The organism is Kitasatospora sp. NPDC058115 (assembly GCF_042884635.1).
In the GTDB taxonomy this organism is placed as follows: Bacteria; Actinomycetota; Actinomycetes; order Streptomycetales; family Streptomycetaceae; genus Kitasatospora.
In genome coordinates this window covers 376,559-396,154 of record NZ_JBHVTL010000001.1, presented here as the reverse complement: position 1 = coordinate 396,154, position 19,596 = coordinate 376,559, and the positions used below count along the sequence as shown (strand labels likewise).

The following is a 19,596-nucleotide window of genomic DNA, read 5'->3' as shown; positions in this document are numbered from 1 at the left end:
AGGTGTTCTGGGTGGTGCTAGACATGGCACCCGGTGCTAGAGGTGCTGCCCGGTGCTACTGGTACTGCACGGAGAGGGTGACGCCGGCGAAGTCCTGCTGCGCGGCGAGGCTGAAGTAGACCCAGCCGGAGGGCGGGTTGGTGATGGTCAGCGTCTCGCCGTTGCCGGCGTTGGTGGACTTGGCCAGCGCGTTGCCGGTGGTGGCCCAGGTGGAGCCGCCGTAGTAGAGGTCGGCGTTGCCGGTGCCGCCGCTGCTGGTGAGGGTCAGCGTCTTGACGCCGGCCGGCAGGTTGACGAAGTGGTAGCTGTAGTTGCCGGTGGTGGCGGTGAGGTTGTCACGGCGGCAGTTGTTGTCGAACTGGCGCGGGTCGGCGATGGTGCAGACCGGGGTGGTCGGGGTGACCGGGCCGGTCGGCGCCTCCGGCAGCGGGCCGCAGTCGTTGCTCGCGCACTTGGTCAGCCAGGCGTCGAAGCCGGCGTCGTAGCGGGTGCCGATGGTCTGCTTCAGGATGGTGCGGGCGCCGTTCCAGTCGCCGGCGCGGTACTTGGCGAGCACGGCGTCGATGTCGGAGCGGTGCTCCTGGAACATGTAGCGCACGGCCAGCCAGCCCCAGCGGTAGACCCGGTTGGAGTTCTCGTCGGCGTCGGCGGTCTGGCCGTAGACGGTGTCGAACAGCTCGCTGAGCTTGTAGGTCTTCTTGCCGGCCTCGGTGATCGCGGCGGCGTTGCGCTCGTTGCGGTAGCCGTAGGAGATGTTCTCCGCGATGCCCTCGACCCACCAGATGGTCGGGGTGGTCTGGCTGGCCTCGAAGTCGCCGGCCATGTTGTAGCGGCCGTCGAGGTAGTGGGTGTACTCGTGGTTGAGGTTCCAGATGGAGAACGACGGCCGCAGCCAGGACGCCTCGTGGGCGATGAAGCGGGCCTGGTTGCCGGGCAGCGCGGGGTTGCCCTCCTCGTACATGCCGCCGTTGTCGACGTCGATGTCGTAGAAGGCCCAGGCGTACAGCGAGTACTGGTCGTAGTCGTCGAAGGCGACGACCTCCAGGTTGGTGTTCACGTCGCCCGGGATGGCGCCCTTGTCACCGATGATCTTGTGGAAGTAGGCGTCCTGGTTGATCAGGCTGGTGCAGGTGCTGTCGAGCTGGGCGGGCGACATGTCCTGGGCCTTGATCTTCAGGCCGTCGTTGCAGACGCGCTGGATCGGCAGGATCACCGGCATGAGGCGGGTGCTCAGGTCGCAGATGCCGTAGGCCGCGCAGTTGCCCTTGTCGAACTGGCGGGTGGCCCATCCCAGGTTCATGGTGATCGGGGCGGTGGGGCCGACGTTCGGGTAGCGGTTGATCAGGTCCTTGAGGATCGGGCGCAGCGTGGTCCTGAGCTCCGGCACCTCCAGGGCGTAGCCGAGGTAGCGGCCGATGTTGCTGACGACGTCCCAGCGGTTCAGCTGCGAGTCGTTGCGGGTGATGAAGCCGGACCAGGCGGTGAGGAGGGAGGGGTCGGCCTTGAGGGCGGCCTTCCACCCGGCGGCGTCGGTCTTCGACTCGTAGGCGTCCTTGAGGACCCAGTCGAACTCCGACACGGTGTTGGTCATCTGGGTGGGCCAGCTGCCGTTGTAGCTGGAGAGCAGCCACTTGAACACACCGGCCTCGCGGCCGAGGGTGTCGCTCTGGCCGATCACCTTGACGACCTCGACGAGGAGCGCGCCGTTGGCGTCGGTGACGTCCTTGCCGTGCGGGGAGGCGAAGAAGGCGTCCAGGGCGGCGGCGGTCGCGGTGTTCAGCGCCGGGCTGAAGGCGCCGACGGCGGCCGGGTACTTCCACTGCACGTAGTAGCCGGCGCGCAGGAACAGGACCAGCTGGCCGATGTTGGTGCTGTTGTCGCCCGGGTAGGCCGGGGAGGCGTCGCGCAGTGCGTTGGCGACGGTCACCATGTTGGACTCGCGGAAGGCCTTGACGCTGTCCCCGGTGAGGTTGAACAGCGGGTAGGTGCAGTCGACCCGCGGCAGCGCCTTGAGCTGCTGGACCAGCGCGCTGCCCGTGGCGTTGATCACTCCGGAGAGGTCGGGACAGGGATCGGCCGCGGCGGCCGAGAAGCCCTTGGCGGCCACGGCGGGCCGGGTGGCCGGGGCGGCCGGCGGAGCCTGCTCCTCGGTGCTGTCCTGGGCGGAGAGCTTGAAGGGGCTGGTGCTCCTGGCGTCGGGCGACTTGGGCACCGGGATCGACCGCGGCGTCGACGGGGCGGCACTGCTGCCGGCCGGGGACGCGGTGGCGGCCTGGCCGGCCGGGGCGGCCTGGCTCTGCGGGGCGAAGAGGCCGAGCGCGATGAAGAAGGCGGCGCCGAGCGCGGGGAGCCTGCGCGCGTTGGCCGTTGATATCCGGAAGGGACGCATCTGTGGGGGCCTCCGGGGCCGTTCGGGGCCGCGGTATGGGGGACGCGGCCTCTCGATGTGTGACATGTAAAATGGCACACGTCACAGTGCCCCGGGAAGGCCCCGGACCGAAAAACTGATCGCCGCAACCGAAACGTTGTCAGGCGGCCCGCCGCGCCGCCGGGGTGAGCGCCGCGGACTCCAGCGGCGCCGACGGGTCGACGGACAGGTCCGCCGGGGCCGGCGCGGCTCCCGCGCGCACCAGCAGGTCGCCGACGGCCGCGATCATCGCCCCGTTGTCCGTGCACAGCCGCAGCGGGGGCACCCGCAGCGCGATCCCGGCCGAGGCGCAGCGCCGCTCGGCCAGCTCCCGCACCCGTGAGTTGGCGGCCACCCCGCCGACCACCACCAGGGTCCCGATCCCGTGGTCCAGGCAGGCCCTGACGGCCTTGCGGGTCAGCACGTCGGCGATCGCCTCCTGGAGCGCGGCGGCGGCGTCCGGGACGTGCGGCTCCGCGCCGGCCGCCCGCCGCGCCTCGACCCAGCGGGCGGCGGCGGTCTTGAGGCCGGAGAAGGAGAAGGCGTACGGCGGGTCGGCCGGCCCGGACAGGGGGCGCGGGAAGCGCACCGCGCGCCGGTCGCCCTCGCGGGCCGCCCGGTCGATCGCCGGTCCGCCGGGGTAGGGCAGGCCCAGGATCCGGGCGACCTTGTCGAAGCACTCGCCGGCCGCGTCGTCCAGGGTGTCGCCGAGGTGGACGATCGGATCGCGGGCGAGGTCGCGGACCAGCAGCAGCGAGGTGTGCCCGCCGGAGACGACGAGGACCACGCAGGGGTCGGGCAGCGGCCCGCCGTCGAGCGTCGCGGCGGCGACGTGTCCCGCCAGGTGGTGCACGCCGTAGAGCGGCACGCCGAGCGAGAAGGCGTACGCCTTGGCCGCCGCCACGCCGATCTGTAGCGCCCCGGCCAGGCCCGGACCGGTCGTCACCGCGACGGCGCCGACGTCGGCCAGGGTCAGTCCGGCCCGGTCCAGCGCCTCGTGGACCACCGGCGCCATCGCGTGCAGATGCGCGCGGGCGGCGATCTCGGGCACCACGCCGCCGAAGCGGGCGTGCTCGTCCATCGACGAGGCCACCGCCTGCCCGAGCAGGACGCCGCCGCGCACCAGGCCCGCGCCGGTCTCGTCGCAGGACGACTCGATGCCCAGTACCACCGGCGTGTCCGTCATGGTCACTCACCCTTGTCGATCATTACACATGGCCGCGGCCATTGTGCCCGACACGGCGTGAGGAATACGCAGGAGCCCCTTGTTCGTTCTTGCAACTCATACGCAATAGTGTTGACCCGGCACGATCGACATCATTGAACTCGCCGAAAGGGGCCGTGTCCTGATGGGCACCTACTCGCTTCCCGACCTGCCGTACGACTACTCCGCGCTGGAGCGCGCGATGTCCGCGGAAATCCTGGAGCTGCACCACTCCAAGCACCACGCCGCGTACGTCAAGGGCGCCAACGACACCCTGGAGCAGCTGGCCGAGGCGCGTGACAAGGAGCAGTTCGGCGGTCTGGTCGGCCTGCAGAAGACCTTCGCCTTCCACCTCTCCGGCCACGTGCTGCACTCGCTGTTCTGGCAGAACCTCTCCCCGGAGGGCGGCGACCGCCCCGAGGGCGAGCTGGCCGACGCCATCACCGAGCACTTCGGCAGCTTCGAGGCCTTCAAGAAGCAGCTCACCAACGCCACCACCGGCGTGCAGGGCTCGGGCTGGGGCATCCTCTCCTGGGAGCCGCTGGCCGGCCGCCTGATCGTCGAGCAGGTCTACGACCACCACGGCAACGTCGGCCAGGGCACCACCCCGCTGCTGGCCTTCGACGCCTGGGAGCACGCCTACTACCTGCAGTACCGCAACGTCCGCCCGGACTACGTCACCCGCCTGTGGGACGTCGTCAACTGGCAGGACGTCTCGGCCCGCTTCGCGGCCGTCAAGAGCGCCTGACCCAAGGCGCCTGTATACACCTGACCCAGGGCAGGGCAGGTAGCGGAGGGCTCCGGACCGCCCGGTCCGGAGCCCTCCGTGGTTCTGCCGGGCGATTCAGACGGTGCGGGCTGCGGGCCTCTTGCCGTCGATCTCGTCCAGGAACGTGGCCTCGAACGATTCGAGGTACTGGCCGCGCTCCTCCAGGAACCGGCGGACATGAGGCTGTCGCTCGTGCTCCTCGAATGCTTGGCGGTCCGCGTAGAGCTCGTAGAAGACCCGGACGAGCGGTTCCTCCGGCACGGTGTGGTTGACGTAGACGAGTGTGCCGGGCTCCTCGGCGCGGATCCCTTCGAGTGCTTCCCGTGCCAGGCCGTCGAAGGCACGAGCGGCGGTTTCGTCACGGGCGACGAAGCGGACGACAAGGCCGAATCCCATGGCTCTCCCTGGTGAAGGCGTAGAGAACAGTGCGAACCGTCCGGGGCACACCCTCAGCGGTGTGCCCCGGACGGCCAGAGCACGTCGACGGGGACACCCCGCCGCCGCGCGTACGCGACGACGTCCGCCGTCCCGCCGAAGCCCCGGGCGGGCAGGCCGTCCCAAACGGCGATCAGCCGGTCGACCTGTCCGACGAGCAGTTCGCTCCCGGCCATGTGGGCGGTCTCGTCGGATTCCACTCGCCCGGTGTGGTGCTGTTCGGAGGCTTCCCGGAGGAGGCGGTCGTAGACCGCGTGGTGCCACTCCGGTAGGCCGTCGCGGTACTGCTGGGCGGGGATGACCACCGCGAGCCGGGCTCCCCGGTCGAGCGCGAGTTCGGCGATCCACGCGTCCGGCCCGTCCGCGATGCAGGACACCACGGTGAGTCCGCCCGCGTCCTCCGTCGGCAGTGCGTCGGCGAGCAGCTGTCGGACCTCGTGCTCCAACTCGGCACTCAGTCCTCGGTGCCCCGTGATCCCGATCCGCATCGTGTTCCTTCCTGGCAAGCCGGAGCGCCGCTGCCCGTGGCTCGGTCTCCTCCGCGGCGCGGTCGACGAGGGCGAGAACGGGCGCGGCGACGGCGATCGCCGTCGCCGCGCCGAGGAACTGCCGTCTCTCCACGTTTTCGTCTCCCCTCATCGTCCGCATCGGCGGCGCGGCCAGGCCGAGCACTGCCGGTGGAATGTCCAGATGCCGTGAAATCCGCAGCAGTACGTCCATGGCGTAAGGACCGTTGCCGCGCTTCTCCAGCCGCGAGACGGCCGACTGGGACAACCCGCACGCCGCACCCAACTGCGCCTGAGTCATCCGCCGGTGGGTCCGGGCCAGTTCGATGACCTTGCCGTAGTTCCCGGTCCGGGAGGCCTGCCGGACCACTGCCGAGTTCCAGTTCATCAGCGCACCCAACGCTACGGGCCCCGCCTGGGCCGGTGATGCGGTTCGATGCGGCGCCCGCATACGCGTATGCGGGCGCCGCATCATCGATCGTCCCATAGATGTGACCGCTTGTTGACTGTTGGTGATCGGTCGCTCGGTCCTCGACAGTTCTTCTGCCCCGTCGACGTGGAGGCGTTCATGGTGGTCAGCCCGCTCAGCAATGCCCGGTTCCCGGTTCCGCTGGAATGGGGGGGGGTGCCGCCGGGGCCGGAGGCGGTGCCGGCGGCGCGGTGGTTGGTGGGGACGATCGTGCGGGAGTGGGGGGTGCCGCTCTCGGCGGACGCCTTCGGGGACGTGGAGCTGTGCGCGAGCGAGGTGATCGCCAATGCGCTGCTGCACACCGGGGAGCGCTGTGTCGTGACCGTACTCCAGTGCGCGGGGCGGCTTCGGGTCGAGGTGGCCGACCGGTGCCCCGCGCTCCCGAGACGGGAGCGCGAGGCCGAAGACACCGGTGGGCGCGGGCTGGTGCTGGTGGAGGCGCTCGCCGGGTCGTGGGGGTGGTTCCCGGCGGGCGCGGGCAAGGTGGTGTGGTTCGAGTTCGCCGAGCAGTGTGAAGCGCCGTGCCCCACGTACGGGTGGGGCACGGCGCTGGGTCTCGTGGTGGCGTAGTGGGTCAGTGCAGGCCGAAGGCGTCCAGGATGCGGTCCGCCGCGAGGGTGGCGGTGAGGGTGCCCTCGCGGACCTGGCGTTCCAGGTCCGGGACGAGGCGGACCACGTCCGGGTGGGCGTGCAGCCGGGCGAGCAGCTGGTCGTGCACCATCGCCCAGGTCCACTCCACCTGCTGGTCGCGCCGCTTGGCGGCCAGCGCGCCGGTCGCGTCCAGTACCTTGCGGTGCTGCTGGAGCCGCTCCCAGACGGTGTCCAGACCGGCGCCGTCGCGCCCGGAGCAGGTCAGCACCGGCGGCGTCCACGGCGCGTCCGGGGCCTGGAGCAGCCGCAGCGCGCCCGCCAGCTCCCGGGCGGCGCCCTTGGCGTCGGTCTCGTGCGGGCCGTCCGCCTTGTTGACCGCGATGACGTCGGCGAGCTCCAGCACGCCCTTCTTGATGCCCTGCAACTGGTCCCCGGTGCGGGCCAGCGACAGCAGCAGGAAGGAGTCCACCATGCCGGCCACCGTGGTCTCCGACTGGCCGACGCCGACCGTCTCCACCAGCACCACGTCGTAGCCGGCCGCCTCCATCACCAGCATCGACTCCCGGGTGGCCTTCGCCACCCCGCCGAGCGTGCCGGAGGTGGGGGAGGGGCGCACGAAGGCGTGCGGGTCGACCGCCAGGCGCTCCATCCGGGTCTTGTCGCCCAGGATCGAGCCTCCGGTGCGGCTGGACGTCGGGTCGACGGCCAGCACCGCGACCCGGTGCCCGAGGCCGGTGAGCATGGTGCCGAAGGAATCGATGAAAGTCGACTTGCCGACTCCGGGCACCCCCGTGATGCCCACCCGCACCGCACCGCCCGCGTGCGGCAGCAGCATCGTCAGCAGCTGCTGCGCCAGCGCGCGGTGGTCCGGCCGGGTGGACTCGACGAGGGTGATGGCCCGCGCGATGTACGCGCGCGAGCCCTCCCGCACGCCCGTCGCGTAGCTGTCGAGGTCGATCGTCCGGGGCGCCATCGGCTCAGCGCCTCAGAGCTCGTGGCCGAGGTCGGCGGCGAGCGACTTCAGCAGGTCGTAGGCGGCCTCGGGGATCACCGTGCCGGGCGGGAAGACCGCCGCGGCGCCCGCCTCGTACAGCGCGTCGAAGTCCTGCGGGGGGATCACCCCGCCGACCACGATGGTGATGTCCTCCCGGCCGGCGGCGGCCAGCTCGGCGCGCAGCGCGGGCACCAGGGTGAGGTGGCCGGCGGCCAGCGAGGAGACGCCGACGATGTGCACGTCCGCCTCGACGGCCTGGCGGGCCACCTCGGCCGGGGTCTGGAACAGCGGACCGACGTCCACGGTGAAGCCCAGGTCGGCGAAGGCGGTGGCGATCACCTTCTGGCCGCGGTCGTGGCCGTCCTGGCCCATCTTGGCGACCAGGATGCGCGGGCGGCGGCCCTCGGCCTGCTCGAACCGCTCGACCAGCTCCCGGGTGCGCTGCAGGGGGGCCGATGGGCCCGCTTCGTCTCGGTACACACCCGAGATGGTACGGATCTGGCCGGAGTGGCGGCCGTACACCTGCTCCAGGGCGTCCGAGATCTCGCCGACGGTGGCCTTGGCGCGGGCCGCGTTCACCGCCAGGTGCAGCAGGTTGCCGTCCAGCGAACCGCCGCGCGCGGGCCCGGCCCCGGCGGCCCGGGTCAGCGCCTCCAGCGCGGCGCGGGTGGCCGGCTCGTCGCGCTCCTCGCGCAGCCGGCGCAGCTTCTCGATCTGGCGGGCGCGCACCGCGGAGTTGTCGACCTTGAGCACCTCGATCTGCTCGTCGCTCTCCACCCGGTACTTGTTGACGCCGATCACCGGCTGGCGGCCGGAGTCGATGCGCGCCTGGGTGCGGGCGGCGGCCTCCTCGACGCGCAGCTTGGGGATGCCCGCGTCGATCGCCTTGGCCATGCCGCCGGCCGCCTCGACCTCCTGGATGTGCTGCCAGGCGCGGTTCGCCAGGTCGTTCGTCAGCTTCTCGACGTACGCCGAGCCGCCCCACGGGTCGATGACCCGGCAGGTGCCGGACTCCTGCTGGAGCAGCAGCTGGGTGTTGCGGGCGATCCGGGCGGAGAAGTCGGTCGGCAGCGCCAGCGCCTCGTCCAGCGCGTTGGTGTGCAGCGACTGGGTGTGGCCCTGGGTGGCGGCCATCGCCTCCACACAGGTGCGGGTGACGTTGTTGAACACGTCCTGCGCGGTGAGCGACCAGCCGGAGGTCTGCGAATGGGTGCGCAGCGACAGCGACTTGGGGTTCTTCGGGTCGAACTGCTTGACCAGCTTGGCCCACAGCAGCCGGGCCGCGCGCAGCTTGGCGACCTCCATGAAGAAGTTCATGCCGATCGCCCAGAAGAACGACAGCCGCGGGGCGAACGCGTCCACGTCCAGCCCGACGTCCAGCCCGGCCCGCAGGTACTCCACGCCGTCGGCCAGGGTGTAGGCCAGCTCCAGGTCGGCGGTGGCCCCGGCCTCCTGGATGTGGTAGCCGGAGATGGAGATCGAGTTGTACCGGGGCATCTTCTGCGAGGTGTACGCGAAGATGTCCGAGATGATCCGCATCGACGGCTGCGGCGGGTAGATGTAGGTGTTGCGGACCATGAACTCCTTGAGGATGTCGTTCTGGATGGTCCCGGCCAGCTTCTCGGGCGGTACGCCCTGCTCCTCGGCGGCCACGATGTACAGCGCGAGGACGGGCAGCACCGCGCCGTTCATCGTCATCGACACCGACATCCGGTCCAGCGGGATGCCGTCGAACAGCTGGCGCATGTCGTAGATCGAGTCGATCGCGACGCCCGCCATGCCGACGTCGCCGGTGACGCGCGGGTGGTCGCTGTCGTAGCCGCGGTGGGTCGGCAGGTCGAAGGCGACCGACAGGCCCTTCTGGCCGGCGGCCAGGTTGCGGCGGTAGAAGGCGTTGGACTCCTCGGCGGTGGAGAAGCCCGCGTACTGGCGCACCGTCCACGGCTGGTTGACGTACATCGTCGGGTACGGGCCGCGCAGGTAGGGGGCGATGCCCGGGTAGGTGCCCAGGAAGTCCAGGCCCGTGAGGTCCTCGGCGGTGTACAGCGGCTTGACGCCGATGCCCTCGGGGGTGTCCCAGAGCTGCTCGTCGACGTCCTTGCCGGTGGCCTCGCGCCAGGCGGCGCGCCACTGGGCGCCGGTGACGCCCTCGGGGGCCTCGCCGGGGGCGTCCGCCGGGGCGGCGCCGTCCAGGGCGACCGTGGTGAAGTCGGGGATCATCGGGCCACTCCGATCGCGTCGGGCACGGCGACCGGCTCGGGCACGTCGAGCTGGTCGAGCAGGGAGGTCAGGACGGCGACCGCGTCGCCGCCGGCGAAGACGAACGCGTCCACGCCCGCGGGCGGCGTCGGGCCCGGCCGCCCGGCCAGCAGCACCTGCCGGGCGCCGGCCGCCCGCAGCGCGGCGGCGACGGCCTCGGCGTGCTCGCCGTAGAGCGCGTCGCTGGAGCAGAGGCAGGCCACGGAGGCTCCGCTCGCGGTGAACGCCTCGGCGAACGCCGCGGGTTCGGTGCCCTCGTGCGCGGTGGTGGCGATCCCGCCGGCCTGGAACAGGTTGGCGGCGAAGGTGGTGCGCGCGGTGTGCGCGGCGGCGGTGCCGATCGACGCCAGGAACAGTGCCGGGCGCGCCCCGGTGGCCGCGAGGTGCGCGTCCGAGCGGTCGCGCAGCGCCTCGAAGGCCTCGGCCCGGCGCACCCTCGGCAGCCCGCCGCCGGGGCCGGCCGGGGCCGGCTCGCGGACCGGCGCCGCCTCGCCGAGGTTCGGGAACTCGCTGACGCCGGTGACCGGTTCGCGCCGCTTGGCGAGCCGCACCGAGCGCTCCGCCCAGGTGGCCGCGATCCGCTCGCCGACCAGGCCCGACTCCAGCGCGGCGCGCTGGCCGCCGGCCCGCTCGATCTCCTGGAACCACGCCCAGGCGGCGTGCGCGAGCTCGTCGGTCAGCCGCTCCACGTACCAGGAGCCGCCGGCCGGGTCGACCACCCGGGCCAGGTGCGACTCCTCCAGCAGGATCGCCTGGGTGTTGCGGGCGATCCGGCGGGCGAAGGCGTCCGGCAGGCCGAGCGCGGCGTCGAACGGCAGCACGGTGACCGCGTCCGCCCCGCCGACACCGGCGGCCAGGCAGGCGATCGTGGTGCGCAGCATGTTCACCCACGGGTCGCGGGCGGTCATCATCACTGCGGAGGTGACGGCGTGCTGACGCTGCGCCGAGGCGTCCGGGGAGGCGCCGCAGGCCTGTGCGACCCGGGCCCAGAGACGGCGCGCGGCACGGAACTTGGCGATCGTCAGGAACTGGTCGGCGTCCGCGGCGTAGCGGAACTCCAGCTGGCCGAGCGCGGCGTCCACCGGCAGCCCGGCGCCGGTCAGCGCGCGCAGGTAGGCGACGCCGGTGGCCAGCGAGGCGCCCAGCTCCTGCGCGGGCGAGGCGCCGGCCTCGTGGTACGGCAGCGCGTCGACGGCCAGCGCCCGCAGGCCGGGGAAGCCCTCGGCGCAGCGGGTGGCGAGCGCGGCGGCCTCGGTGAGCAGCGCGTCGGTGCGCGCGGCGTCGCCGGTGCGGGCCTGCAGGCCCAGCGGGTCGGCGCCCAGGGTGCCGGCGGCGGCGCCGGGGGAGACCTCGCGTTCCTGGTACAGCTTGAACAACTGCGCGGCGGCCTCCGGGAATTCGGCGCCCGCGTCGAGCACCACCCCGGCGAGGTCCAGGTAGACGCCGGTGAGGGCCTCGCCCAGGGCGGTGACCGGCAGGCCGCCGCCGCCCAGCTCCAGCCAGAGCGAGCCGCCGCCGTGCTCCAGATCGGCCAGTACGGCTTCGTTGGTGCGGCGCGGGTCGGGGTCGCTGTGCCGCTGGCGGACGTCCCAGCCCGCGATCGAGGCGCCCTGCGGGCGGGCGCCGCGCACGAACGGCGGGAAGCCGGGCAGGCCCGGGTCGGCGGGGGCGTCCTCGGCGGTGTACAGCGGGCGGGCGCGCAGCCCGTCCTGGAGGGCGGTGCTGAGCGCGTGCTCGGCCGCTGCGCCGTCCTCGGGCTGCGCCCCCGACTTGCGGAGCACACCCTCGACGAGGGTCTGCCACTGCTCGCGGTGGGCGGCCGGGAACTCGGCGGCCAGGGGAAGCCCTTCGGGCGGGACCGTCATGCCACGCAGGGTAGCGCCCGTGAACGGGGGCGCAGGAGAGGCGGACGGTGTGACCTTTCCCTCGCTCTGCACCCGGTTGCAACGCCGGTGTGCGGTGGGCGGTGCGCGGCGGTCGGCTTGCGGAACAGCGGGCGTCATCTATTAACTTGCTTAGAAGAACGCGGGCTGCGGGGCGGCTCTCCCCGGAACACCCCCTGCCCGTGTTCGCCCCGCCATGCCTCCCCCCTTTTTCCCCGCCTCCGAGGAGTCAGCCGCCATGGGAAAGCGCCGCAAGCCCAGCCCGCCCAGCCGGGCCCGCCTGGCGGTCGTCACCACCGCGATGGCCGGCGGCGTCGTCCTCACCGCGGGCCCCGCGCAGGCCGAACCGGCGCCCGGCCTCGCCGCCGTCAAGGAGCAGGTGGACCAGCTCAACGAGGAGGCCGAGCAGTCGATCGAGCGCTACAACGGCTTCCAGGAGAAGCAGCAGGCGCTCCAGGGCGAGGCCAACCGGATCCAGGAGAAGGTGGCCCGCGGCCAGGAGGCGATGAACGAGCTGCGCACCCAGCTCGGCGGGATCGCGGCGGAGCAGTACCGCAACGGCGGCATCGACCCCTCCGTCCAGCTGATGCTCGACTCCGACCCGGGCGGCTACCTGGCCCGGGCCTCCGCCCAGAACCAGGTCGTCGACTCCCAGGCGGCTTTGCTGCGCCGGGCGCTGGACGAACAGCGCCGGCTCGACCAGGACCGCGCCGAGGCCACCGCCACCCTCGCGCAGCTCGACGAGGCCGGCACCGCCCTGGCGGCGGAGAAGAAGGCCGTCCAGGACAAGCTGGCCAAGGCGCAGGCCCTGCTCAACAAGCTGAGCGCCGCCGACCGCGCCAAGGTCAACGCCCAGGAGCCCGCCGCCACCCGCGCCTCGCGCTCCGCCGCCGAGCGCCCCGCCTACAGCGGCCCCGCCACCGGCCGGGCCGCCACCGTCCTCCAGTTCGCCTACGCGCAGCTCGGCAAGCCGTACGTCTGGGGCGCCACCGGCCCCTCCGGCTTCGACTGCTCGGGCCTGACCGGCGCCGCCTACCGCGCGGCGGGCGTGAAGCTCCCGCGCGTCTCCCAGGACCAGTGGAAGGCCGGCGCCCGGATCGCCCGCGCCGATCTCCAGCCCGGCGACCTGGTCTTCTTCTACGACGACCTCCACCATGTGGGCCTCTACATCGGCGAGGGCAGGATGATCCACGCCCCGCGCACCGGCAAGAACGTCGAGGTCCTCCCGATCGACGTCATGCCCTACGTGGGCGCCGTGCGCCCCTGAGCCCGGGCCGTCCCCGAAGCGGCCGCGTCAGGAGCGGGGCGGGCCGAGGACCTCCAGCGCGACGGTGCTGCGCAGGGCGTCGACCTCGCCGGCCTGGCGCGCGGCGCGTTCGGCGAGCCGCTCCAGGCGCCCGTGGTCGAGCGGGGCGGGGCCGGAGGGCGCCGGCCGTCCCCCGTCGAGCCGCAGCAGCGTGCGCCAGAGCATCGCCTTGCCCTGGATCCCCACGCCCAGCGCCTCCAGCTCCAGGACGTCGCTGAGCGGCGAGCGCTTCAGCAGGCGGCCGTTGGGCTTGAGGCGGCCCGCCTTCTCCCCGAGCCAGCCCGCGGCGGCCTTGTGCCGCCGCACCGGAAGGCCGAGCCGGCGGATCGCGTCCAGCAGGGACCGCCGGTCCTCGGCGATCTCCAGGGCCAGCCGGCGCAGGTCCGGGCCGAGCGGGTCTCCCCTGTGGACCCGCTCGGCCCGGCGGCACAGCGCCAGGCCGGCCGTCGCGCCGGCCAGGTGGTCGTTCAGGTAGATCCCGAGCCACCGGCGGTCCGGCGCCCCGCCCCCGGGAGCGCGGACCTGTTCTGCGGCAGGTGGCCGGTTCGTGTGCGTCACGTTCATGCCGCGCGGCTACCCGGGCCGCCGGGCGTTACTCCGCCGGATAGGAGAGGCGGGCGACCGCCGGGGCGGAGACCACCTGGACGCCGTCCGTGCCCGGGACCGCGACGTGCACGAAGCCGCCCTCGATCGCCAGCCGGACGCCCGTGAGGTGCGTCCGGGCGACGCCCGCGCCGTCCAGGAGCGCGTAGCCGGGCCGCAGCTCGACGCGGGCGCCCTCCCGCCAGTTCATCGCGCCGTTCACCGGCCCACCGCCGGACCGGCCGTGGGAACGTCCAACGAGTCGACCGGGGGGAAGTCCAGGTCGGGTTCGGCGAGGTGGTTGAAGTAGTTGGAGAGCGTGTTGAGGGCGACGTGGGAGACGATCTCGGCGAACTCGGTGTCGGTGACACCGGCCGCCCGGGCCTTCGCCAGCGACTCCTCGGCCAGGTGGCCGCGGTTGCGCACCAGCTCGGCGGCGGTCCGCAGGACGGCCCGCGTGTGCGGGTCGGCGTCCTCGGCGGACCGGGTGGCCAGCAGCTCGTCGTCCGTCATCCCCAGCAGCCGCCCGCCGCGCAGGGTGTGGGCGGAGACGCAGTAGAGGCAGCCGTTCTCCTGGGCGACGAGCAGCGCCAGCTGCTCGCGCAGCCGCTCGTCGAGCGCGCCGCCGCCGAGCGACTCCCGCAGCGCCAGGTAGCCGCGCAGGGCCGCGGGGGAGTTGGCGAGCGCGGCGTAGAGGTTGGGCACCCGGCCGAGCTGGCGGCGGGTCGCCTCCAGCAGCTCGCGCTGCTCGCCCCCGGCGGTGTCCGGGGTCAGTTGGGGGATGCGTGGCATGGGGTCCTCCGTCGGTCGGCCTGCTTCGCGCTAACCATTAAACACGCCAATGGTGGTTAGGTAAACGGATGTCCGAGGGGACGTCGCCTCCCTGACGGCACGTCGGGGTGTCGGGGCGTCGGGGCGTCGCCACGTCAGGCCGGCGCGGCAGGCCGGTGCGGCGGGCCGGTCGGCGGATCGGTGCGGCGTCGTACGGCGGGTCGGTGCCGCTGGGGGCGTGACGGATCGGAGCGGGGCACCGGGGTCGCCGGACGCCGTCCCACGGACGCCGCCCCACGGAGGCCGGGCTACGGGTGCGGGGCGCAGGCCAGGAGGTAGGGGAGCAGCGGGGCGGCGAAGGCCGCCAGCCGGCAGGCGCGGGCCGGGGGCGCGGGCGTGCGGGCGAGGCGCTGGACGCGGGCGAGCGCGCCGGTGGACGCGGCGGCGAGCGCGCCCGCTCCGGCGTCCGGGGCGGCGGTGGCCAGCGCGTACAGGGCGCCGGCCAGGTCGGAGCGCGTCACCCGGGCGAGCGCGGCGTCGTCGGCCGCCATTTCCAGCAGCAGCGCCACCTCCGCCCGCCCGAGGCGGGCCAGCGGCAGCCGGCGGCCGAGGAGCAGCGCGAAGGTGTCCGCCGCGAGCAGCACCAGGTGGTGACGCCCCCGCAGGTGGCCGTGCTCATGGGCGACGGCGGCGGTGAGCCGGGGTTCGTCCAGCAGTTCCAGGGCGCCGCGGGTGACCACCACCCGGGCCCGGCGGCCGGGCAGGCAGTAGACGGCGGGCCGCGGGTCGTCCAGCACCAGCACCCGGCGCCGGGCGTCCCGGGCGGCCACCAGGTCCAGCGCCGCCCGGTGCCGCCGCCGCGCCCGGGCGGCCCGGGCGGCCAGCGTGGCCGCCACCGCCGCCACCACCGCCACGGCCCCGCCCGCCGCGGCCGGCACCCACCGGTCGTGGGCGTGCGGTCCGGTGGCGGCCGGCGGTTCGGCGTGCGGCAGCAGCCCGACCAGCCCGGCCGGTTCGTGCCCGAGCGGGGCGAGGAGGTGGTGCGCGGCCAGCAGCAGGCCGGTGCCGAAGGAGGCCATCAGCGCGAGCCAGACGGCGGCGCCGAGGCCCGGCCGGGCCTGCAGCCGCCGCGAGCCGGCCAGCCGCCGGGGGAGCAGCACGCCGACCAGGACCAGGTGGAGGGCGAGCAGGACCAGCGTCACCGGGCGTCGTCCCGGGCCTTGACCTGCTCCAGGGCGGCGAGCAGCGCCGTCGCCTCGTCCCCGCTGATCCGGTCGACGAAGTGCAGCAGCGCCCCGGCCCGGTCGGAGGTGGTCTCCAGCGCCTGGTGCATCAGCTGGGCGGTGTACGACTCGCGGGTGCAGGTCGGCTCGTACACCCAGGCGCGGCCGGCCTTCTCGCGCCGCAGCCAGCCCTTGGTGTGCAGGATGTCGGCGACCGTGTTGACGGTGGTGTACGCGACCGGGCGGGCGCGGCGCAGGTCGTCGACGACCTCGCGGACGGTGGCCGGGCGGCCCCAGGACCAGAGCCGGTCCATGATCTCGGCCTCCAGATCGCCGAATCCGCGCAGCACCCGTCCGCTCCTCTGCCGTCCTGTCCGCCGTGCCGCCGCCCATCGTACGGCCGCCGGGTGCCCGTGCCGCGCGCCCGGGCGCGCGGCACGGGGGTGGTCAGCGGCGCGCCCGCCGGACCAGGTCGGCCGCGGCCGCCGACCAGTGCGGGTGCTCGAAGCCGAACCCGGCCGCCAGCAGCCGGCCAGGTGCGACGGCCCGGCTCTTCAGCAGCAGTTCGGTGTCCGTGCGCAGCGCGAAGGCACCCGCCCGGGCCATCCACCGGGTGGCCGGCAGCCCCACCGGGATGCCGGCGGCCCGCCGGAGCGTCTGCATGAACACCCGCTGCGCCACCGGCGTCGGCGCGGCCAGGTTCACCGGGCCGGTGACGTCCTCCCGGTGGAGCAGGAAGCGCACGGCGCGGACCAGGTCGTGGTCGTGGATCCAGGACACGTACTGGGTGCCGCCGTCCACCGGCCCGCCGAGGCCGGTCCGGGCGAGCCGCAGCAGCCGGTCGAAGGTGCCGCCGGCGTCCGGGCTCATCACCGCCGCGCAGCGCAGCGCGACCCGGCGGGTGTGCGGGGTGGCGGCGTCGCGCTGCTCGCGCTCCCAGTCGCGCGCGATCCGCACGCTGTGGTCCCAGGCGCGCGGGGCGCCGGGTTCGCCGCCGCCGATGACGCCGGTGTCCTCGTCGTGCGGGGCGCCGTAGGTGTGGCTGTAGATGGTGGCGGTGCTCATCTGCAGCCAGACCCGGGGCGGGCGCCGGGCGCCGGCGATGGCCCGGCCGACGGTCCGGGTGGAGTGCACCCGGGACTCGCGCATGTCGCGCAGGTTCTGCTCGGTGGGGCGGCAGTCCACGTTGCGCCCGGCGAGGTTGACGACGGCGTCCGCGCCGTCGAGGGCGTCCGTCCAGCGGCCGAGCGAGCGGCCGTCCCAGTGGATCTCCTGGTCGCGCCGGGGCCGGCGGCTGAGGACCAGCACCTCGTGGCCGTCGGCGGTCAGCGCCCGGTCCAGGATGCGCCCGATCTGCCCGGTCCCCCCGGGCATGACGATTCTCATCGAGACCCCCCTCGGTCGTTCGTCCGTACCCAGCCTAACGGTCAGGCTGAACGTGTTCAAAATTCCAGGGCTGCTGTGACATGGCCGGAAATGTGTCCGAATCCGTGGAACCACCGCCTCCGCGTGTCCGACTGCTGGGCCGGATCCGATTGTCTGCTCGCCCAAGGAGTGCTCGCGCATGTGCGGAATCACCGGCTGGGTGTCCTTCCACCAGGACGTCCGCCACAGCGCCCCCGTCATCGAGGCGATGACCGCCACCATGACCCTGCGCGGCCCCGACGCCGGCGGCGTCTGGCTCGGCCGTCACGCCGCCCTCGGCCACCGCCGCCTCGCCGTCATCGACATCGAGGGCGGCGCCCAGCCGATGCCCGACCGCGCCGACGAACCGGCCGCCGTCCTCACCTACAGCGGCGAGGTCTACAACCACCACGAACTGCGCGCCGAACTGCGCGCCCGGGGACACCGCTTCGAGACCCGCAGCGACACCGAGGTGGTGCTGCGGGCCTACCAGGAGTGGGGCGACGCCCTCGTCGAGCGGCTGGAGGGCATGTACGCCTTCGCCGTCTGGGACGAGCGCGAGGAGCGCCTGCTGCTGGTCCGCGACCGGCTCGGCGTCAAGCCGCTGTTCTGGGCCGAGGTCGACGGCGGCCTGGTCTTCGGCTCCGAGCCCAAGGCGCTGTTCGCCCACCCCGGCATCACCCCCACCGTCGACGCCGACGGTCTGCGCGAGGCCTACAGCCTGCTCTTCAACACCGGCCCCACCGTCTGGGCCGGCGTGCGCGAGGTGCACCCCGGCGGCCTGCTCGTCCTCGACCGCTCGGGCATCCGTGAGCACCGCTACTGGGAGCTCACCGCCCGCCCGCACACCGAGGACCTGGACGCCACCAAGGAGCGGATCGGCGAGCTGGTCAACCGCGCCGCCCGCGCCCAGCTGGAGGCGGACGTGCCGCTGTGCAGCCTGCTCTCCGGCGGCCTCGACTCCACCATCGTGACCGCCCTGGTCGCCGACGAACTGCGCGTCCAGGAGGGCCCGCAGGCCAAGCTGCGCTCCTACGCCGTCGACTACAGCGACCAGGCCGAGCAGTTCACCGGCGACGTGCTGCGCACCGGCCACGACACCCCGTACGCCGCCGAGGCCGGCGCGTTCATCGGCAGCGAGCACTCCACTGTGGTGCTCGACCCGCGCACCCTGCTCGACCTGGAGAACCGGCGGGCCGTCGTCGTCTCCCGGGACTCGCCGATCGGCGTCGGCGACATGGACACCTCGCTCTACCTGCTGTTCGGCGAGATCCGCAAGCACTCGACGGTCGCGCTCTCCGGCGAGGCGGCCGACGAGGTGTTCGGCGGCTACCCGTGGTTCCACAACCCCAAGGCGCTCGCCGCGCAGACCTTCCCCTGGCTGCTCGTCACCGGGGACGAGGCGGCCATGCCGATCAACCCCGACCTCGCCGCCCACCTGCGGATCGCCGAGTTCCGCGACGACACCTACCGCAGCTCGCTCGCCGCCGTCCCGCACGCCGACGGCGAGAGCCCGGCCGAGCACCGGCAGCGCGAGATGCAGCACCTGTCGCTGACCCGCTGGCTGCGCCAGCTGCTGCACCGCAAGGACCGGCTCTCGATGGCCCAGGGCCTGGAGGTGCGGGTGCCCTACTGCGACCACCGGCTGGTCGAGTACGCGTTCAACACCCCGTGGGCGATGAAGAACTACGACGGCCGCGAGAAGAGCCTGCTGCGCGCCGCCGGCCAGGGCATCGCCCCGGAGTCGGTGCTCTGGCGGCCGAAGAACCACTACCCGGCCACCCACCACGCCGACTACAACAGCGGCCTGCAGCGGCTCGCCCGCGAGGCGCTGGACGCGCCGCACGTACGCGACATCGCCGACGAGACGGTGATCAAGAGCAGCCTGGACACCCCGGCCGACCAGCTGGAGTGGGGCCACCGGCTGCGGCTGGAGCGGGTCGTCGACCTGGCGCTCTGGCTGGACCACCACCGCCCGGCGCTCGCCGTCTGACCGCCGGGGCCCGGCCCCGCCGCGCCGGCGGGACCCGACGACGCCGTCGGGTCCCGCCGGCCGGGCCCGGTTAGGCTGGTGCGATGGTGACGGTGACTCGGCCGGCTCGGCCGTTCGGTGACCCGCGGCACGGTCCGCTGGTGCCGATGCTGCTGGTGCTCACCGTGGTCACCGGGCTGGTCGACGCGGTGAGCTACCTCGCCCTCGGGCACGTCTTCGTCGCCAACATGACCGGCAACGTCGTCTTCCTCGGCTTCGCCCTGGCCGGCGCGCCGGGACTGTCCGCGACGGCCTCGCTGGCCGCCCTCGCCGCCTTCCTCGCGGGCGCGCTGGCGGGCGGCCGGCTCGCCGAGCGCCGTCCGGACCACCGCGGGCGGCTGCTGGTCGCCACGGTCGCCGCGCAGTCGGTGCTGCTCGCCGTCTGCACCGCCCTCGCCGCGGCCTTCGGGCACGGCGCCGACCCGGTGCGGTACACCCTGATCGGGGTGCTGGGCGCCGCGATGGGGCTGCAGAACGCGGTCGTCCGGGCGCTGAAGGTGCCGGACCTGACGACCACCGTGCTGACCATGACGCTCACCGCGCTGGCCGCCGACCGCACCGGCGCCCGCCGCTTCGCCTCCGCCGCCTGGATGTTCGCCGGCGCCCTGCTCGGCGCCGTCCTCGTGCTGCACGCCACCGTCGCCCTGGCCCTCGCCGCCGCCCTCGTGCTGCTCCTCGCCGTGGCCGCCCTCACCCACCGCGCCTCCCGGCACCCCGCCGCCCCCTGGACCCGCCCCGGCGGCGCCCCCTGACCGGCGGTC

Annotated in this window: 19 protein-coding genes and 1 pseudogene; 6 read left to right on the top strand and 14 right to left on the bottom strand. The window is 73.7% G+C overall.

Annotated features, from left to right (window positions below):
* Positions 1-55 precede the first annotated feature (55 nt).
* Positions 56-2,389 carry a collagenase gene (locus ACFVVL_RS01515; protein WP_387670479.1) on the bottom strand — a complete coding sequence of 778 codons (2,334 nt, stop codon included), beginning with the start codon at positions 2,387-2,389 and terminating at the stop codon, positions 56-58.
* Between the two features lie 139 nt (positions 2,390-2,528).
* A complete protein-coding gene (gene tsaD, locus ACFVVL_RS01510) occupies positions 2,529-3,593 on the bottom strand; it encodes a tRNA (adenosine(37)-N6)-threonylcarbamoyltransferase complex transferase subunit TsaD (RefSeq protein WP_387670477.1) in 1,065 nt (354 codons plus the stop codon).
* A 163-nt stretch (positions 3,594-3,756) separates the two neighbouring features.
* Here tsaD and ACFVVL_RS01505 point away from each other — a divergent pair, with 163 nt between their 5' ends.
* Entirely contained in the window at positions 3,757-4,359 is a 603-nt protein-coding gene (locus ACFVVL_RS01505; RefSeq protein WP_380287232.1) for a superoxide dismutase, read from the top strand.
* A 96-nt stretch (positions 4,360-4,455) separates the two neighbouring features.
* Here ACFVVL_RS01505 and ACFVVL_RS01500 read toward each other — a convergent pair whose 3' ends face one another.
* Entirely contained in the window at positions 4,456-4,776 is a 321-nt protein-coding gene (locus tag ACFVVL_RS01500; RefSeq protein ID WP_387670636.1) for a putative quinol monooxygenase, read from the bottom strand.
* A 53-nt stretch (positions 4,777-4,829) separates the two neighbouring features.
* A complete protein-coding gene (locus tag ACFVVL_RS01495) occupies positions 4,830-5,303 on the bottom strand; it encodes a hypothetical protein (RefSeq protein WP_387670475.1) in 474 nt (157 codons plus the stop codon).
* Between ACFVVL_RS01495 and ACFVVL_RS01490 the strand changes: the two genes are divergently transcribed.
* Positions 5,287-5,514 carry a hypothetical protein gene (locus tag ACFVVL_RS01490; protein ID WP_387670473.1) on the top strand — a complete coding sequence of 76 codons (228 nt, stop codon included), beginning with the start codon at positions 5,287-5,289 and terminating at the stop codon, positions 5,512-5,514. The two genes, ACFVVL_RS01495 and ACFVVL_RS01490, sit on opposite strands and share 17 nt — an antisense overlap.
* 30 nt (positions 5,515-5,544) lie before the next feature.
* Here the strand turns inward: ACFVVL_RS01490 and ACFVVL_RS01485 are convergent.
* Positions 5,545-5,622, bottom strand: a pseudogene (locus tag ACFVVL_RS01485) (helix-turn-helix domain-containing protein); the annotation flags it as partial.
* A 267-nt stretch (positions 5,623-5,889) separates the two neighbouring features.
* On the opposite strand from ACFVVL_RS01485, the gene ACFVVL_RS01480 reads away from it, so the two are divergent.
* Positions 5,890-6,360: an ATP-binding protein gene (locus ACFVVL_RS01480; protein WP_387670471.1), complete on the top strand. Its 471-nt coding sequence runs from the start codon at positions 5,890-5,892 to the stop codon at positions 6,358-6,360.
* A gap of 4 nt (positions 6,361-6,364) precedes the next feature.
* Here ACFVVL_RS01480 and meaB read toward each other — a convergent pair whose 3' ends face one another.
* From meaB to ACFVVL_RS01465, 3 genes are read right to left on the bottom strand one after another with little or no spacing between them, the layout of a single operon-like run.
* Positions 6,365-7,354 (bottom strand): methylmalonyl Co-A mutase-associated GTPase MeaB, encoded by a 990-nt coding sequence (gene meaB, locus ACFVVL_RS01475; RefSeq protein WP_387670469.1) that lies wholly within the window; start codon positions 7,352-7,354, stop codon positions 6,365-6,367.
* Between the two features lie 12 nt (positions 7,355-7,366).
* A complete protein-coding gene (gene scpA / locus ACFVVL_RS01470) occupies positions 7,367-9,595 on the bottom strand; it encodes a methylmalonyl-CoA mutase (RefSeq protein ID WP_387670467.1) in 2,229 nt (742 codons plus the stop codon).
* Positions 9,592-11,499, bottom strand: coding sequence for a methylmalonyl-CoA mutase subunit beta (locus ACFVVL_RS01465; protein WP_387670465.1), 1,908 nt, complete (start codon positions 11,497-11,499; stop codon positions 9,592-9,594). The genes scpA and ACFVVL_RS01465 overlap by 4 nt, the downstream gene beginning before the upstream one ends.
* 256 nt (positions 11,500-11,755) lie before the next feature.
* Here ACFVVL_RS01465 and ACFVVL_RS01460 point away from each other — a divergent pair, with 256 nt between their 5' ends.
* The gene (locus ACFVVL_RS01460; RefSeq protein ID WP_380287239.1) at positions 11,756-12,784 is read left to right on the top strand and encodes an NlpC/P60 family protein; all 1,029 of its coding nucleotides are present in this window, start codon (positions 11,756-11,758) and stop codon (positions 12,782-12,784) included.
* A 27-nt stretch (positions 12,785-12,811) separates the two neighbouring features.
* Here ACFVVL_RS01460 and ACFVVL_RS01455 read toward each other — a convergent pair whose 3' ends face one another.
* The 6 genes from ACFVVL_RS01455 to ACFVVL_RS01430 form a co-directional block, all read right to left on the bottom strand.
* Positions 12,812-13,387: a hypothetical protein gene (locus ACFVVL_RS01455; protein WP_387670463.1), complete on the bottom strand. Its 576-nt coding sequence runs from the start codon at positions 13,385-13,387 to the stop codon at positions 12,812-12,814.
* A gap of 28 nt (positions 13,388-13,415) precedes the next feature.
* Positions 13,416-13,628, bottom strand: a complete 213-nt coding sequence (locus ACFVVL_RS01450; RefSeq protein WP_387670461.1) for a hypothetical protein — start codon at positions 13,626-13,628, stop codon at positions 13,416-13,418.
* A complete protein-coding gene (locus ACFVVL_RS01445; RefSeq protein WP_387670459.1) occupies positions 13,625-14,197 on the bottom strand; it encodes a carboxymuconolactone decarboxylase family protein in 573 nt (190 codons plus the stop codon). The genes ACFVVL_RS01450 and ACFVVL_RS01445 overlap by 4 nt, the downstream gene beginning before the upstream one ends.
* Before the next feature lie 287 nt (positions 14,198-14,484).
* Entirely contained in the window at positions 14,485-15,378 is an 894-nt protein-coding gene (locus ACFVVL_RS01440; protein WP_387670457.1) for a M56 family metallopeptidase, read from the bottom strand.
* Complete coding sequence (locus tag ACFVVL_RS01435; protein WP_380287306.1) at positions 15,375-15,746, bottom strand: BlaI/MecI/CopY family transcriptional regulator; 372 nt, start codon at positions 15,744-15,746, stop codon at positions 15,375-15,377. Before ACFVVL_RS01435 ends, ACFVVL_RS01440 begins: the two co-directional genes overlap by 4 nt.
* Before the next feature lie 100 nt (positions 15,747-15,846).
* Positions 15,847-16,785, bottom strand: a complete 939-nt coding sequence (locus ACFVVL_RS01430) for a TIGR01777 family oxidoreductase (protein WP_387670455.1) — start codon at positions 16,783-16,785, stop codon at positions 15,847-15,849.
* Positions 16,786-16,963: 178 nt separating this feature from the next.
* Between ACFVVL_RS01430 and asnB the strand changes: the two genes are divergently transcribed.
* Positions 16,964-18,796 carry an asparagine synthase (glutamine-hydrolyzing) gene (asnB, locus tag ACFVVL_RS01425; RefSeq protein ID WP_380287245.1) on the top strand — a complete coding sequence of 611 codons (1,833 nt, stop codon included), beginning with the start codon at positions 16,964-16,966 and terminating at the stop codon, positions 18,794-18,796.
* Between the two features lie 83 nt (positions 18,797-18,879).
* Positions 18,880-19,587 carry a YoaK family protein gene (locus tag ACFVVL_RS01420; protein ID WP_380287246.1) on the top strand — a complete coding sequence of 236 codons (708 nt, stop codon included), beginning with the start codon at positions 18,880-18,882 and terminating at the stop codon, positions 19,585-19,587.
* Positions 19,588-19,596: the final 9 nt, after the last annotated feature.